General features: G+C 67.4%; 11 protein-coding genes, 1 tRNA gene and 2 pseudogenes. 8 read left to right on the top strand and 6 right to left on the bottom strand.

Annotated features, from left to right (window positions below):
- Window positions 1–11: 11 nt before the first annotated feature.
- Complete coding sequence (locus ACI78V_RS06260; RefSeq protein WP_456849969.1) at window positions 12–1,568, bottom strand: mannitol dehydrogenase family protein; 1,557 nt, start codon at window positions 1,566–1,568, stop codon at window positions 12–14.
- Between the two features lie 445 nt (window positions 1,569–2,013).
- On the opposite strand from ACI78V_RS06260, the gene ACI78V_RS06255 reads away from it, so the two are divergent.
- From ACI78V_RS06255 to ACI78V_RS06240, 4 genes are all read left to right on the top strand, one after another.
- Window positions 2,014–2,793 carry a M23 family metallopeptidase gene (locus ACI78V_RS06255; RefSeq protein ID WP_456849968.1) on the top strand — a complete coding sequence of 260 codons (780 nt, stop codon included), beginning with the start codon at window positions 2,014–2,016 and terminating at the stop codon, window positions 2,791–2,793.
- 35 nt (window positions 2,794–2,828) lie between these two features.
- Entirely contained in the window at window positions 2,829–3,242 is a 414-nt protein-coding gene (locus ACI78V_RS06250) for a helix-turn-helix domain-containing protein (RefSeq protein ID WP_456849967.1), read from the top strand.
- A 20-nt stretch (window positions 3,243–3,262) separates the two neighbouring features.
- Window positions 3,263–3,676: a VOC family protein gene (locus ACI78V_RS06245; protein ID WP_456849966.1), complete on the top strand. Its 414-nt coding sequence runs from the start codon at window positions 3,263–3,265 to the stop codon at window positions 3,674–3,676.
- 92 nt (window positions 3,677–3,768) lie between these two features.
- Window positions 3,769–3,841, top strand: a tRNA-Ala gene (locus ACI78V_RS06240).
- A gap of 206 nt (window positions 3,842–4,047) precedes the next feature.
- On the opposite strand, the pseudogene ACI78V_RS06235 reads toward ACI78V_RS06240, so the two are convergent.
- The 3 genes and pseudogenes from ACI78V_RS06235 to ACI78V_RS06225 all read right to left on the bottom strand — a co-directional run.
- Window positions 4,048–5,067 (bottom strand): annotated as a pseudogene (locus ACI78V_RS06235) (site-specific integrase); the annotation flags it as partial.
- Between the two features lie 211 nt (window positions 5,068–5,278).
- The gene (locus tag ACI78V_RS06230) at window positions 5,279–5,467 is read right to left on the bottom strand and encodes a hypothetical protein (protein WP_456849965.1); all 189 of its coding nucleotides are present in this window, start codon (window positions 5,465–5,467) and stop codon (window positions 5,279–5,281) included.
- Window positions 5,468–6,006: 539 nt separating this feature from the next.
- Window positions 6,007–6,245: pseudogene (locus tag ACI78V_RS06225) on the bottom strand (transposase); the annotation flags it as partial.
- 640 nt (window positions 6,246–6,885) lie between these two features.
- Between ACI78V_RS06225 and ACI78V_RS06220 the strand changes: the two are divergent.
- Entirely contained in the window at window positions 6,886–7,167 is a 282-nt protein-coding gene (locus ACI78V_RS06220; protein ID WP_456849964.1) for a DUF2510 domain-containing protein, read from the top strand.
- 277 nt (window positions 7,168–7,444) lie between these two features.
- Here the strand turns inward: ACI78V_RS06220 and ACI78V_RS06215 are convergent, their stop codons facing one another.
- The gene (locus tag ACI78V_RS06215; protein ID WP_456849963.1) at window positions 7,445–7,804 is read right to left on the bottom strand and encodes a hypothetical protein; all 360 of its coding nucleotides are present in this window, start codon (window positions 7,802–7,804) and stop codon (window positions 7,445–7,447) included.
- Window positions 7,805–7,893: 89 nt separating this feature from the next.
- The gene (locus ACI78V_RS06210) at window positions 7,894–8,124 is read right to left on the bottom strand and encodes a hypothetical protein (RefSeq protein WP_456849962.1); all 231 of its coding nucleotides are present in this window, start codon (window positions 8,122–8,124) and stop codon (window positions 7,894–7,896) included.
- Between the two features lie 729 nt (window positions 8,125–8,853).
- On the opposite strand from ACI78V_RS06210, the gene ACI78V_RS06205 reads away from it, so the two are divergent.
- From ACI78V_RS06205 to ACI78V_RS06195, 3 genes are all read left to right on the top strand, one after another.
- On the top strand, window positions 8,854–11,958 hold the full coding sequence (locus tag ACI78V_RS06205) for an SIR2 family protein (RefSeq protein WP_456849961.1): 3,105 nt from the start codon (window positions 8,854–8,856) through the stop codon (window positions 11,956–11,958).
- Between the two features lie 781 nt (window positions 11,959–12,739).
- On the top strand, window positions 12,740–13,315 hold the full coding sequence (locus tag ACI78V_RS06200; protein WP_456849960.1) for a hypothetical protein: 576 nt from the start codon (window positions 12,740–12,742) through the stop codon (window positions 13,313–13,315).
- Between the two features lie 578 nt (window positions 13,316–13,893).
- Window positions 13,894–15,195 carry a hypothetical protein gene (locus ACI78V_RS06195; RefSeq protein ID WP_456849958.1) on the top strand — a complete coding sequence of 434 codons (1,302 nt, stop codon included), beginning with the start codon at window positions 13,894–13,896 and terminating at the stop codon, window positions 15,193–15,195.
- Window positions 15,196–15,914: the final 719 nt, after the last annotated feature.

Raw genomic sequence — 15,914 nt, 5'->3', positions numbered from 1 at the left:
TCCTCCGGGGGTCATCGGTGCAGGGGCAGGGGGAGGGCCGGCCCGGCGGCCAGCGCGGTGGAGATCGTCCGGTGCACACCGTCCCGGTCCAGCTGTTCCAGCACGGACCGGAGGTCGTCGGCGAACCCGGGGACGTCCCCGAGGTCGCCGAACACCGGCCGGACGCCGAGCAGCGGGCGTGGGTCGCTGCCACCTGCGAGGGCGAGGGCCTGGAGCTCCTCGGCGAGGGGGTCCTCCATCGGCAGAGGGCGGCCGGCGGGGTCGGTGCCGCGCAGGTACCGGCACCAGCCCGCGACGGCGAGGGTGAGCAGCCGGCTGGGGCGCCCCTCGGCCAGGGCCTGGCGCAGCGAGGGCAGCAGGTGGTGCGGCAGCTTGGTGGAGCCGCGCCGGCACAGTCGCGGCAGCCCGTCGGCGATCGCCGGGTTGGCGAAGCGCTGCAGCAGGGTGCGCTTGTACTCGTCGAGGTCGACGCCGTCGGGCTGGGGGAGCAGGGGGGTGACTTCGTCGTCCATCAGCCGGGCGACGTAGGCGACGAAGACCGCGTCGGCCATCAGCTCGTCCATGCGGCTGTGCCCGGCCAGCGAGCCGAGGTAGCCCAGCGCCGAGTGACTGGCGTTGAGCAGGCGGGTCTTCATGAGCTCGTAGTCACCGACGTCGGCCACGAACCGGACGCCGACCTCCTCGAGCGGGGGACGGCCGTTGGTGAACGTGTCCTCGATGACCCACTGCGAGAAGGGCTCGGTGATGACCGGCCAGCGGTCGTCGACGCCGTACCGCTCGGCCACCGCGGCGCGCTCCTCCGGTGAGGTCTGCGGGGTGATCCGGTCGACCATGCTGCTGGGGAAGGCGACCCGGTCGGTGATCCACCGGGCGAGCACCTCGTCGCGGAGCCGCGCGAGCCCGACGACGGCGCGGCGGGTGGCCTCGCCGTTGCGGTGGATGTTGTCGCACGAGACGACGGTGAAGGGGGCCAGACCCGCCCGCCGGCGCCGGTCCAGCGCCTCGACCAGGTAGCCGAACACCGTGGTGGGGGCGTGCGGGCAGGCGAGGTCGCGCCGGACGTCGGCGTCGTCGGGGTCGAACTCGCCGCTGTGCGGGTCGAGCCGGTAACCGGCGCCGGTGATCGTGAGGGTGACCATCCGGGTGCGGGGGTCGCTCAGCCGGTCGAGCACGGCCGCCGGCGCGTCGGGCGCGAAGAGGTAGTCGACCATCACGCCGACCACACGGGCGCGCTCACCGTCGGGGCTGCGCTCGATGACGGTGTAGAGGTGGTCCTGCGGAGCCAGGGCCTGCTGCATGGTGCGGTGCCGCAGGCCCACGCCGACCACGCCCCAGCCGTCGGAGAACCGTCGCTCCGCCAGCTCGTCGAAGTAGAGCAGCTGATGGGCGCGGGAGAAGCCGCCGACGCTGAGGTGCACCACGGCCGGCGTCAGGGCCGCCCGGTCGTAGGTGGGCACGGTGAGCCGGGCGCCGTGGCCGCGCAGGGTCTCCTGGCTCAGCGGCCGGATCCCGGGGCGGTCGGTCCCGACGGTCGGGAGAGGGACGGTGGGCGTGTCCGGGTGGGGCACTGCTCGTGGTGCCGGGAAGCGCTCCGGACTCGCCATGCGGCATCGACCCTCTCTCGTGCGTGCGGTGCGGTCGCCCCCTCGCAGCGTTCCTGGTCCGTGCCCTCGGTCTGCCGGTCTGTCGGCGGGGCGACGGGTGGTGCGGCGTTGATCATCAGTACACGGGGAAACCCGTCCTGGCTACTCGGGCGCGCTGCCCAGCGATCGTCGTGGGGGCGTCGAGGCGCGGACGGTTTCACGCCAGGGACGGGGAGTAACCGGAACCCCCCGGTGCCAAACATCGTCCGTCACCGGACCCGGGACACACGGCGTGTGTGGGAGATGACACAACGGCGTGTCGCGGCCCGACGCGCGGAGCAGAGGGTCACGGATGGGTCACGGAGTGTTTGGATGAGGGCAACCCCATCGGGCCCGGCGACGGGCTTCTCCCCACGAGGCGGGTAGGTACATGGCCGCACGGCGTCGCTCGACGAGCACAGCGGAGCCCTCGGCTCCCCACTCCCGTCGGGCTCCCCGCACCGCCGAGCGGTCCACCCGAGGGCCGCTGCCCGGCCCGCGTCGCGCGCCGCTGCTCCTGGCCGCCCTGGTCGCCGGCGGGCTGGTCGCCGGTGTCACCGGGATCACCGGCGCACCCGACGCCGCCGCCGGCTCGACCTCCGTGCTGTCGGCGCAGACGGACCTGCTCACCGCCGAGGAGGACGTCGAGCTCCTCCCGCAGGCCTCCATCTCCGTGGCGGAGGCCGAGGCCCGGCTGGAGGAGGTCGCCGCCTCGCGGGCAGCGCGCGCCGAGGCCGAGGCCGCCGCGGCGGAGGCGGCCCGGGAGGCCGCCCGGCCCCGGGCGGTGCTGCCGGTCGCGGGAGCCCGGCTGACCAGCACCTACGCCGCCCGCTGGGGCACCTTCCACTACGGGATCGACCTCGCCGCGCCGATGCGGACCCCCGAGTACGCGGCCGTCGACGGCGTCGTCCTGCGCGCGGGCTCGGCCAGCGGCTTCGGCCTCGCCGTGTACATCCTCCACGAGAACGGCGACGTGACCGTCTACGGCCACATGGACAAGATCCTCGTCGAGCCCGGCCAGTACGTGGAGGCCGGCGAGACCATCGCCCTGCTCGGCAACCGCGGCCAGTCGACCGGCCCGCACCTGCACTTCGAGGTGCACAAGGGGGGTATCAACGGCAAGCGGATCGACCCGATCCCGTGGCTGTCCGAGCGCGGCGTCGAGGTCTGACCCCGCCCTCCCGACGGCGTGGTGGGATGCCGGTCGTGGGTGCCGCCACCGAGGACGCCAGCCGCCGGCTGCTCCGTGCCCGCGACGCGATGGACCGCGCCTACGCCGAACCCCTCGACGTCCCGACGCTGGCCCGCATCGCGCACGTCTCCGAGGCGCACTTCATCCGCACGTTCCGGGCCACCTTCGGGGAGACGCCCAACCGGTACCTGCAGCGGCGCCGGGTGGAGCGCGCGATGTCCCTGCTGCGGTCCACCGACCGCAGCGTGACCGACATCTGCATGGACGTCGGGTTCTCCAGCCTCGGCACGTTCAGCCGGGTGTTCCGGGACGTCGTCGGGGAGCCGCCGAGCGTGTACCGCCGGCGCGGGCCGTTGCCGCCGGTGCCGACCTGCTTCGCGATGGCGTGGGCCAGGCCGAGCAGTTTCGGAGAAGCGCCGGGGGAGTGAGCATCCCTAGCGTTGCCCCCATGCTCACCGCGATCACCATCACCCAGATCTACGTCCCCGACCAGGACCAGGCGCTCGACTTCTACGTCGGCAAGCTCGGGTTCGAGGTGCAGTCCGACATGGACTTCGGCCCGATGCGCTGGCTCACCGTCAACCTCCCGGGTCAGCCCGACCGCGCCGTGCTGCTGGAGAAGCCCGGTGCGCCGTCGCTCAGCGAGGAGACCGCCGCGCAGGTGCGCGAGCTGATCGCCAAGGGTGCCGCCGGCGGGCACCTCTTCTTCGCCTGTGACGACGCCTACAAGACCCACGCCGAGCTCAAGGCGAAGGGCGTGGAGATCACCGAGGAGCCGGTCGACCAGCCCTACGGCATCGACTTCGGCCTGCGCGACCCCTTCGGCAACCACATCCGGATCGCCCAGATGAAGCAGGGCTGACCCCCGCTCCCCGATCGACCCCCCTGCGTCGGCACCCCGTCGCGGCCCTGTACAGTTGCTCCCGGCTCGGACACACCAGACCGGGTCGGCACGGGGCTGTGGCGCAGCTGGTAGCGCACCACACTGGCAGTGTGGGGGTCAGGGGTTCGAGTCCCCTCAGCTCCACCCCGATGACCAGGCCGTTCCCCCTCGGGGGAGCGGCCTGAGTCGTCTCTGGTTGCAGTTGTGGTTGCAGTTGGCCTGCCCTCACCTGGCAGCAACAGGGCACTCATCCGGTCGGCGGCTTCGCGCGCCAGGGCCGGCATGACGTAGCTGTAGATGTCCATCGTCGTGCGCATGTGCCTGTGGCCGAGCAGCTCCATGACCACCCGCGGGTGGACGTTCTCGCCCAGCAGCAGGGTGGCGGCGGTGTGCCGGCCGTCGTGCAGCCGGACGTGGCGGACGCCGGCGGCCTGGAGCAGCCGGGTCCAGTCGTCGTAGTCGGTCTTCTTGTCGATCGGCCGACCGTTGACCTGGGCGAAGACGAGGTCCTCGTCGTGCCACTCGGAGCCGGCCAGCATCCGCTCGCCGTTCTGGACGGCCTTCTGCCGGTGCAGCTCGGCCACGAGAGGCATGGGTAGCGCGAGCGTGCGTTGGCTGCGGCGGGTCTTGGGCTCCTCGTAGATCAATCCGCCGCCGCGGACGCGGTGGATGCTCCGCCGGACCGTCAGCGTGCCGGTCAACAGGTCGATGTCCTTCCACTGCAGCGCCAGCGCCTCGGACTGCCGCAGGCCGAGGGCCAGGGCGACGGTCCAGCGGGCGGAGTTGCGGACGTGCTGGGCCGCCGCCAGGACGGCCCGGGCCTCGCCGAGGTCCAGAGCGGTGGCGATGTCACTGGGGCGCTGGGCCGGCGGGTCGACCAGCGCGGCGACGTTGCGGGGGATGTGGCCGCGCTGGACGGCGACGGTGAGGGCTCGGGACAGGATCCGGTGGTGGCGCAGCACCGAGGCGGGGGAGTAGCCCGCGTCGAGCAGGGCCGTGTAGAGCTGGTCCAGGTGTTCGGGCCGCAGCCGATCGAGGCGGTGTCGGCCAATGCCAGGGACGAGGTGGCGCCGGACGGCGGACTCGTAGCTCTCCAGTGTCCGCTGGCGCACGCGGCGCGGCGCGATGGTCGTGAGCCAGTGTTCGAGCCACCAGGCAACGGTCGGGGTGGAGGTCTCGCCGATCGTCCCGGCCTCGCGCTTGCGCTCCAGCTCCCGAACCTTCGCCACGACGACGCCGCGGGCCTTGCTGCTGACGTGCCGGCGGTCAGGTCTGCCGTTGGCCTTGAAGCCGACAGAGACATAGCCGTGCCAGCGCCCGTCGGCGCCTTTGTAGATCGTCGACTCGCCGTTCGATGCGCGTCCCGTCATCGGCTGCCCCTGGGTCTCGGCCGGTGGCTCAGTGTGGCCGAGTAGACCGCCCGCGGCGGGGCTGCCTGTGGATCCAGGGAGCGCCGTCCCGTCCTGACTGCTTCTCGAGGGTGGCCGGCGTCCTCCGGGCATCCTCCAGTGGTGCAGGTGAGTGGATTGCCCGGCCGGTCCGGCCGTCAACTGGCGACTGTAGAAGTGCTGGAGACCCGGCTCAGTAGACGTCGGGAGCTCCGGTCAGGTGTGCACGCCGCCGGTAGGCCTGCAGCACCTTCTCCAGTTGCCGAGCGAGCCCGGGCAGGTCGCGGTCGTAGACGCGACTGTCGCTGAGTTGGCAGGCGAGCTCCTCGAGGAGCTGTGGCCAGTCCCGCCTCGTCGGAGCCAGGGGGACGCGGACCTGCACCAGTCTCTCGACCACCTGGACCGGGGATCGGTCCGACGTCGTGGCCCGCTTCTGCTCCCAGGCCCGATGCCGGCAGGTGGCCGAACACCACTGGGGGATCGGTCCACGACTCTTTGGGGCGATCGCCCCACCGCACCACCCACAGGCCCGCGCCGCGGCCCGTCGCTCGCGCCCGGACGCCACCGCGGCGTCGGGCGCGCTCGTCCTGGCCGAGCTGGTTCCTCCTCGCTCGGCTCGCTGGCGACGCCGGCTCTCCTGCTCCCGCCGTTGTCGCTCACGTTCACGCTGTCGCGCTCGGTATCCGGGGCTTCCGCTGTTTCCCATGCCACTGACACTGCGGATGATCCTTAAGTGACTCGTCACCACGAGTTCCCGGACCCTAGATGCAAGAGGTGTGTCCCTCTTGATCTTGTGGGTCTCTAGTATGAGTAGGGTGTCTTATGACACCGTGTAGTCGGTCGTCCGGCTCAGAGGCTGTCGCGCGTACTCGTCGTGCTTCAGGGGAGCTGTCCTTGGAGACGGCCTTAGAAGACGTTGCATTAGTCGCATGGGAGCCGGCGAGCGCAGATCAGCGTGACGGCGAGTCGGGCCAGCGCAGTGATGGCGACAGCGGCGCGGTCGTAGCGCAACGCGAGGCGTTTGTAGGACAGCAGCCAGCCCAGAGTCCGTTCGACGACCCAGCGGTGCCGGCCGAGTCGGGCGCTGGAGTCGCGGCGCCGATGCGGGCGATCTGCGCAGTGATCCCGCGCCCGCGCAGGTCGCGACGGACCCGGGCACGTCGTAACCCTTGGCAGTACGGCTCGGACGCGTGGGCGCATCTGGAGACGAGACGTGGACTTCGCGCGACCGAGGCCGGTTCAGGCGACTCAAGAACCCGGGCGTGATGGTGAAGTACGCCGGACCGAAGCGCTTCCGCAAAACCGAGACAACCTGGAAGTGGGATCGACACAGTACGAGTGGATGGCCGAACTCGGACACGAGCACGTGGCTCGGTTCGACAACGAGAACGGCACCGTCACAGACGTCTACATCGACAGGTGCGGGGAGGAGGCGGAGCTGGTCAGCCTCTCCTGGGTCACCAGGTCTCCTTTGTGTCACTCGCCGCGCCGTCCCGGTTGTCTCCCCGGGGCGGCGTAGTGAGTGCTGCGGCCCTGTCGCTCACTGGCGCAGAAGCCGCCGAGGAGCGCTCTCGCCTATCCGGGTGATCTCAGCGTGTCAGTGTGAAACCGCTCCGTCCGCCTCACCTACTGTCCGAGCTCGGACGAGAGAACCGGAGGCGGGACGTGGGCAAGGCAGTGCGTGTCGAGCAGGGATGCCGAGACTGTAAGAAGTGCACCAACTCAGGGGCGGCCAACCTGGGGCGGAACTCAGGACGCACGTCGATGGCCCTCGCAACAGGTGGCCTCTCTGAGGTGGGGATGCGGGCCTTCGCCAAGAAGTGCCGCATCTGCAACCACCAGCTCAGCCTGCACAAGGGCGCCGAGGCCACGACGCCGCAGCCCGGCGTGTCCTTGACGCAGATGGCGGCGTCGTTCATCGCCGCCGCGTCTGCACCGAAGACACCTGAGCCCGCAGCGCCGCCCGTGGCGAGCGGTCCGCCAGCCGGCTTCTACCCGGATCCCCAAGGGCTCGCGCCCTACCGGTGGTGGAACGGCCAGGAGTGGACCGAGCACACCACCACGACTCCGCCTCAGCAGTAGCGACCGCCGCAGTCAGAGCCGTCCTCATAGGGGCCGTAGTAGGGATTGCCCCTGGCGCCGTTGTCGCCGAACCAGTTGTCCCACGACAAGAAGCTGTTCAGCCGAACGTCGCCAAGGTGACGATGACTGCAACGACGATCGCGCCGGCCATGTACAGAAGGAAGACTGCGCCAGAGGCCTCGCCGATCGTCCACTTCTTGCGCCGACACCGCCAACATCGACCGTCCGGCCACCGAGACTGGTGGGCGCAGGTGCTGCGATTCACAGACACTCCGTGTCAGCAGGCCCAGCGGTTGATGCAGCCCAGATCGCCGTCCGGCTCAATCCCGCTGCCGCCCCCCGGTTCAAAGGGATCCAAGTCGCCGTCTCCGTCTTCGTCCATGAACGGGTACCACTCGCCGTCCCGGAAGACGCCCGTGGGCTCGGTGCAGGCGTTCATCCACCGGGACCAGGACTCGTCCTCGATGTCGGGCTCGGGGGTCGAGCAGTCGACGGCCGGTCGACTGGGTTCGTAGGTGTTCTTGTCGATCAGCCAGAAGACGAGATAAGCGCCATAGGCAAGCCCGGCTCCGAGCATCAGGAGTACGGCGAGCGTGTGATACCAGCGCGTCTCAGGCGGATGCCCTGTCTGCGTCACCGCCTACGTCCCCCGTCTTGCGCGTCTCCAGTCGGCGAAGTATCCGAGGTCAAGTAGCGAGCGCCAAAGCGGTTCGCCCGAGCGGGTGACTACTCCAAGGCACGGATCCGCAGCCGCTCGGGCGGGACCATGCCGACGTGCCGGCCCAGGCCCCAGTCGTGCTGCCGGCTCCAGGAGACGTCCGCCATCAATCCGCGGAGGTCGTCGCGCAGCTGCCAGGCGAACTGCAGACCTGGCCACCACGTGTCTCCGGACAGGACCTCAACGAGCCGCGGCACTTCGAGCCGTCGGTACTCCAGACGCTGGACACGTTCGAACACGGTCTAGATGTACTGACCTGAGAGGTTGGTGACCCGGCTGGCTGGTGGTTGACCGCCGAGTGCCGCCCAGGGGCCGCTCCCAGCGAGTGCTCCGTCACTGGAGAAGCCGCAAGATCAAGTGAAACACACCTCATGCACTGTCGGGTCAGCGACTCGTTGTGACGGTTAGATGGAGCTGGCGGCATGCGGTTTCGGTGGCCTGATGCCTTGCGGGCGCGGACAGCTTCCCCTCGGTCGACGCCGTGCGTCGCCGCGTGCAAGAGATGTTATGATTCGCGATCTTGGATCACCCATCGGAGGATGGAGGTCGTCCAGCGGTCCTCGGCGAAATCGGCACCCACCTGTGCCGGCGAGCACGCTGACTGTACGGCGCGGGCTTCTCGTTGCGCCTCTGGTGCAGCCCACGCACGGCGGTACCCGACCATCACTGTCTGTGACCAGGCACGCCAGAGCACAAAACCGGCAGCGCAGGCCAACAGGCCACGTCGACAGCGGCCCGAGGTCACGACAGCGCTGACTGGCCCGGGTTGGTCCCGCTGCTTGTGAGCCCGGATCGGCGATCGCCCTGGCCCGGTGGGGCACTCGCAGCTGGCGCTCCATGCGCTGCTCACGGCGCCGTGGTCCCCACTCCAGATCGTGATGCAGGCAGCGGCGGTCCGGATGCACCAGTTATTGCCGGGACACCGACGCCTACGTGGCAGCCACCGCCCTCGCGCCTACGCTGGCCCGGTGGCTACGGGGATGCTCGAAGGCGAACTGCGGACAACGATTGCTCGCGGCAGAGCAGTAATCGTTGTCGGCTCGGGAATTTCTGTCGCGGCTACGAAGCGCGCTCCCGTAGCCGGCTGGTCAGGCCTTATTCGCGATGGCATTGCGTACGCGACCGAGGTGCGGCAAGACCTTCCTCCCAGCTGGGCGACCTCAGTCCTTGAAGACCTCCGGCAAGGCGAGGAGGGGTACATCGACGGCCTCATTACGGCAGCGCAGAAGGTAACACGCGCGTTGGGCGGATTGAATCATGCCAACTTCCGCGACTGGCTAACCCGAGCCTTCAAAGACCTTCAGGTGGCGGACCCTGCCGCCATTGAGGCGATATGTGCGCTCAATCTTCCCATTCTGACCACAAATTACGACACGTTGATTGAGAAGGTGTCGGGACTCCAAACACTTTCATGGGTCGATGTCATGTCCCACACGGGCGTATTTGAGCCCGGCAGCGGTACGGTCCTTCACCTCCATGGCGACTGGGCCTCTCCGCACAGTATTGTCTTCGGCTACGACGGGTACGAGCGAGTCCGAGGCGCTGATGGTCCCCAAGTCCTTCAGAAAGTCCTAGGTCTGACCAAGTCCCTCGTCTTCGTGGGCTGCGGAGATGGGCTGGATGACCTGAATGTTGGGGCGCTGCGCGACTGGCTGCGCAGCAACGCCGGCCACAGCGACATTCGGCATTATCTTCTGTGCAGGAACCCCGACCTCGAGTCACTATCGAGAAGGCTTATCGACGAGCGCATCTTCCCGGTGAGTTACGGCGAGTCTTACAGCGACCTTCCGAACTTCCTGAATTCTCTCTTGCCGAGTTCCTCTGTTGACTTAGAGCGCCAGCGCCAGGAGGCCAAGGCTCCGCACATCGCTATAACCGACTTGTCCGATAGGGTGCGTCGGGAGGTCGTTCTGGGTGACCACATGCCCGATCTTGACAGTCGATCGGCTACGGAGCTCTTGATCCCGCCCGTCCTCTTGCCCGTAACACATGAAGAGTTTGCTCGCTCGTCATCGGACAAGGGTGGCAATCGGTACGAGCGTTGCGATGCCGAGGCAGACCTGATGCAACATCGTGTCATCGTGGTTTGCGGTGACGAAAGTTCGGGCATAACCTCAGCCCTCGAATGGATGGTGGCGCGAGCTAGCGAGTTGTCCCCGGATCAAGCGCCTGTAGTCCTCGACTGGAAGCAGTTGGACTCAGGGCTTAGGCCTCTTCAGCGCGCGATCCGGCGATATCTCAACGGAGCGGGCGGACTGCAGAATCCGGACGCGGAGCTTCCCGACTATTCGGTAGCCCTCGACAACTCATACTCAAAGCCGGTATCGATCTTTCGGCGAGTGCTCGAGGACATCAGCAGAGAGAACTGCAAGCTGGCGATCTTCGGTTGCACAACTGGAGTTGAGATCGAAATATGTAGACGCCTGACCGACGCCGGTGTCGACTTCGCGCTTCGCTACGTCGGCCGCCTCGGCTATAAGGATGCCGAGCTCCTTGCGAGCTATGTTGCGCCAAGCAAGGCCGGGGAGCTGAGCGAGAAGGCGCTGCAAATCATCCAAGATGAGCACCTTCCTCGAACACCGTTCACGCTGAGTCTTCTCATAAGTGCCCTGCTCTTTGGGGAAGATGTATTCCACGCAAATAGTGGAACCGCCCTACTGGACGCTTACGTGAACCTACTGCTTGGCCGTGGAGACATTCACGAGGACGCGCGACTCAGCATTGATGCTCACGGTCGCGCGACTCTCCTGGCACACCTTGCCGAGTACTTCACCCTGCAAGAACAAGGGGCATTGGATGAAGATCTCGTCCGATCCTTTCTGAGGGAGTTTTTCGAGTCGCGGGACTGGAGTGAAGACGCGGGGGAGGTTCTTGACAACCTGAGAAGCAGGCGCGTTCTAACGAAGTCCAGTGGACTGATCAAGTTTAGTCAAAGTAGTTATTTGTATCTGTTTGCCGCTCATCGCGCGATGTCATCAGCATCCTTCAAGGCGCATTTGCTCGGTCGACCACTGTACTACTCGCCGATCTTGAGGCACTACGCGGCGTTGCAGCGAGATGATAGTGACTTGCTGCATTCTCTCGATGGGCTTCTGGGGAAGGATGGAGATCTCCCGGCTCCACGTGAAACGGTGTTCGGGGCGCGTCGAAAGGAAGACGCTCGGGGGTCAGAGATCCATGAACTGCTGACCGCTCTCGACGTTCCAGAGCTAGACGCTGGGTCCGATGATGAAGAGGATGACGACTCCCTTGTGCGAGCTGAGAACGTGGATCGTAACCCGTTCCCACTAGATCGCATCAACGAAGCGCCAGAATACGTTCGACTCGGCAGTGTTCTCGGTTTGGTCTCGACCGTGCTTCGGGACTCTGACTCCATTACGAATCTCGCTCTGAAGCGTTCGGTACTCCAACGCCTACTGTTGCGCTGGGGCCTCCTTGCGGAGACAATCTACGATTACGACCACTTCCGGGCGTTCACCGACGATCTACATGACCGCCTGTTCGACGAACGATCTGGATCCACGGAGCCGCGGGCGCAGAAGGTTAGCCTCGAGGACCCTAGTGACGACTTCACGAAGGACGACTTCGCGGCCTTGATGAGCGCGCTGGTTGCTATTACGGGTATCTCGTCAACCCTGTCTAGTCGCAAGTTGATGAAGTCCCTGGAGTGGCTCGGGGGAAGCGGTGATCTGGCTGCCGACCCACGAGGCGCTTCAATGGGCGCTTTCCTGGCGCTTGACATGCAAGAGCCGGGATGGCCTGGAGTGGTAAGCGGTCTCGTAAAGCGACACATGCGAGCCGGTCCCTTCAGTATAATCCTCTGGCGAGTGTCTTTGTATGTGTATTATCACGTGCAGCTCTCCCCTGTCGATGAGAAGACCTTGCACGAATTCCTTATCGATGCTGTCTTGTCTCACCGAGGCGGCAAGAGCACCCCGACAGTTCGGGGTCAGATTGGCCAGCGGCTGAAGCAAAATAAGCTGACCCGTAGTCGACAGCGTCAACTGGGCAAGGGGTCCTCGCCGTTCAGTCAAGAAGTTGCGTCGGATGGCCCTGGGGAACCCCGCGCCTAGCTGGACCTACTGGGCGCGCTGTACGGGCCGCTTGCATCGGCAAGGTCATTCCGGTTTCGCGGGCCTCGGCGGTGCTGCTCTGGTCCCGCGACGAGCCCGTGTTGCAGCACGAGCAGGTCGGGACTCGCGGAGTGGCTGGTTCTGAAAGAGATCAATCGGGCCGACTGTCGCAGAGATTCATGAGAATCCGTGACTGGCCGTTTGGTGCTGTCACACGAGCGTGCTTCGGAGGCCGACCCCTCGCTGCTTGGCTTGAGGCTGCGCCATGACGTTCGGGAGATGACCGGCCTCCTGTGGCCCGCAGGGCTCGCAGGTGGGGGAGAGGGAGGTCCCGTCGGGGTGGCCGGTTGACGTCAGCCTCTTAAGCTGTCGGGACGTTCACGAGTCGCGGCGACTGATCAGTACAAGTTCGCGCGTGCCCCATCTGGGTCGCGCCATCCGGAAAGCAGGTCCGATAGGGGCTCACCGGGCCGTTTCGGCCGAGCGGCGTGACCGATTCGTGACCCACGCAGCGGCACACACGGGCTCTGAAAGGGTTCAAACGGGTCTTCCGGAGGGTCCTTCAGTGATCCTCCAGACGATCTAACAGGCCGGCCGACCTGCGGTTATGCGTGGAGCGGGTGACCGGGATCGAACCGGCATGGCCAGCTTGGAAGACTTGGCCCCACCGGCAGTCCCCCCGGCGGGGCGGTCGGCCCGGCGGCGCGGAAGCGGTATGGCGATTCTTCCGAGACGGTTGGCGGTTGGCATTGGGTGTACGCCCACGGATATGTGGGGAGCAGTGTCTGACGACAGTGCGATCGAGCTAATGCCGGCCGGCTTCTTCGCAGCAGCGATGCTCTACCGCCGGGCCTGTGCGACGGCCCATCAGGCGCGGGTACGCGCGACGGAAGCCGCTCAGACGGAGCGCCACGAGCGGCGCCTCCGCGAGCTCGACGCGGTGGTCGAGACCGTCGTGCTGGCGCAGGCCGCCGCCGAGGGCTGGATCCACCGCGCCTACCACCTCGCCGAGGTTGAGCCGCAAGGTCGAGGCGGCTGGGTGGCCCGCTGGCAGGCGGCGCCCCGAGCCATCGGGGGTCCGGGCGCCCGCGACCTCGATGCCGAGACGGTCGGAACGCTGCGCTGGCTGAGTACCTGGCGCAACTACCTCGTCCATGACGACGCGCAGGCTCGCGAGCGGCTACATGCCAGCGGCATCGACCCTGGCAGAGAAGCGGCGCACTTGGCTGCGGACATGGCTGAGGCAGTCGTCGCACGGATGGACGACGCCTTCAGTGATATCGGGGCGTGCATCGGCTGGCGGACGCTGCCCGGCCTCAACTCGGCGTACCTCTGGCGGTCGCACGATGAGGGGTAGACCGTCCGCCGTCCTTTGGATGCTCCGGGTGAACGAAGGGGGACCCCTTCGGTTCCTCGACTGGAGGGCCCGGGAAGAACGGTCAGGGCCGTGTTGAAGACGGGAGCCGGTCGACATCGGTGGTTGCAGTTCTGGTTGCAGTTGACGCTGTTCGAGGTCGAACGTCGAGGTTCGTCGCCGTCCAAACGTTCAGGTCGAGCCACATACGGAACCCCGGTGAACCGCCCTGAACGCGATCATGACGGCCTGGCAGTGTGGGGGTCAGGGGTTCGAGTCCCCTCAGCTCCACCCCGTTGATCAGGCCGTCCTCCATCCGGAGGGCGGCCTGACTCGTTCCTAGGCGGCAGCGTTGCCGCAGCGGGCCGGCTGTCGTGCGGCCGGACCTCGCGTTCCCTGCCTCCTTCGGTCGCATCTTCCACAGCTGGCAGTCCGACTTTCGCTCGATCGGTCGGCCGCTGACCCGCAGGAACCCAGGTATCGGTCGTGGTTGGGGCAGGGTGCTCGTCTTTCACCGCACGGCTGTCGACAGGTGCCGTTGCGTGCGTGGAGTGCCGATCCCAAGGAGCGTGGGGAATCACATGAAACGCACAGTCACGACGCCGTTCACTGTCCGAAAGCCCCGTCGCTTCGGTCGTCTGCTGCTCGGGAGGACCGCCGGGCTCTCCGTCCGCCGTGGCCGTGGAGCCGCTGCTGTCCTGCTGGCCTTGGCCTTGACGGCCTGCGGAGGCTCTGGCGGCTCGTCCAACGGCTCGGGCGGCGGCGGACGAGAGTCAAGCCCAGGCGACGTGCTGACCGCCGGTCAGCTGTCGACGGTGCTCCTCAACCCGGCCGACCTGCCCGCCGGATATCTGCTCGACTCCTCAACCGATGAGGGCGACGGCGACACCGACTTCGGCACGTCCGAGTGCGCGACCGAGCTCGAGAAGCTGGATACAACCGGCGTCGGTGACAGCAACCTCGCCGCCGAGGTCGAGCGAAGCTTTAACGCCGGTGAGGATGCTATCAGCGGCCTGGGGCAGTTCGTCAGTTCCAATAAGGACGAGGACGCTCTGAACGACGGCCTCGACAAGCTCGAAGGCATCATCGAGGGCTGCGGGCAACTGACGTTCTCCGTCGAAGGACAGCCGGCGACGCTCGAGGTCAGCGAGCTGGACGTGCCCGAGCACGGCGACGACACCTTGGGTATCAGCATGAAGGGACAGATCTCGGCGTTCCCCTTCGAGCTCGCGTTCGGCATCAACCGCCTGGGCCACAACGTCCACATCGTGTCCGTCGGCGGTCTGGGTGAGGCCGACCTGCCGGCGCTTCGCGCGGCGATGGACGCCGGCTTTGCGAAGTTGGAGCAGGCCCACACGGTTGCGAAGGACGCGCCGGTCACTTCGGCCGCTCCTGTCGCGTCGCCGTCAAGCACGCTCAAGACCGGAGGCCCGGGCGCGTACAGCGCAACGTCGGAGGACGGGGTCGCGATCGAGCTGGCTCTGCCGGCGCCGACCTCGGCGTCCTTGGCCGGCGAGGTTGCCGACTACCTCAGCAGCGTTGGCGGCGCCTACGCAGACGTGACGCTCGTGCAGGTCGCCCTGACCAACAACAGCAGCGAGGAGACGTACCTCGGCGGGGTGACTGTGGTCGCGAAGGACGGGACGCAGGTCGAACTCGAGAGCCTGGTGGAGGTGCTCAACGAGACCGACGACAGCAACCCGGACGCGTACAGCGCCACTGGCGGTGACCTCAACAGCAAGGTCAGCGACGCGCAGATCAGCGACCTCAAGCCACGCGCCAAGGGCTCTCAGCTGTACGCGCTCCGAGGCATTGCACCGGCTGATGTGGTGGATGTGTACGTCAACGTGGGCTACACCGACGTCCAGCTCGGTCTTCAGTAGCCAGCGCCAGGAACTCACCCCGGTGTTCCTGGCCTGCAGGATCGCCGGGGTGAGTGTTTGTCCGCGGGGGCCTTGCCTCAACTGGGACCGTGGACGCGAGCCGTGGGCTGAGCGCAGTTGGCCATCGTCGCCTCCCGGCATGGCGACTACGGGGGTGGAAGTCGGGAACTGCGCGAGCAACGACTGTCCGCAAAGTCGCTGTCGGACTCATCCCGGCCCATGCTTTGCGGTGTGCTTCGCTCGTCTGTCAAACGGCCTCCGCGTGGTGCCACGGTGGTGGCCAAGCCGGGTCGTTCACGGTCGTCCGCAGGGGTCTCCTGGTAGCCACATACGACGCTGAGCTGCAGCAATGGACAACGGCGGACGTCCGCGGACCCCCACCAGCCGCCCTGGCAGTGTGGGGGTCAGGGGTTCGAGTCCCCTCAGCTCCACCCCGATGACCAGGCCGTTCCCCCTCGGGGGAACGGCCTGGGTCGTCTGGTCGCCGTCGACGCGGGCCGCCAGCTCGTCGTGCCCGCGTAGGGCAGTCCCCGCCGGAGAGTGCACACCGGCACGCGGTCCGGCGGGCGCGCTCCACTCCTGCCGGGCCGGGACCGAGGTCCGGGTCGCGGCGACCTGCAGCGGCCGGCGTCGGACGCCGCTGTCGAGGGGCAGGCCCGAGCGCGCCCAGACCTACCGCGCCGTGGCAGGACGCGCGCAGAGGGACGCCGAGCAGGCAC

The sequence above is a fragment of the Geodermatophilus sp. SYSU D00742 genome (assembly GCF_054049935.1).
This window is presented reverse-complemented; position numbering and strand designations above follow the sequence as displayed.

Coding starts and splice junctions, on each gene's coding strand:
- ACI78V_RS06255 (WP_456849968.1), top strand. CDS start 2,014: ATGGCCGCACGGCGTCGCTCGACGAGCACAGCGGAGCCCTCGGCTCCC.
- ACI78V_RS06245 (WP_456849966.1), top strand. CDS start 3,263: ATGCTCACCGCGATCACCATCACCCAGATCTACGTCCCCGACCAGGAC.
- ACI78V_RS06220 (WP_456849964.1), top strand. CDS start 6,886: ATGCGGGCCTTCGCCAAGAAGTGCCGCATCTGCAACCACCAGCTCAGC.
- ACI78V_RS06195 (WP_456849958.1), top strand. CDS start 13,894: ATGAAACGCACAGTCACGACGCCGTTCACTGTCCGAAAGCCCCGTCGC.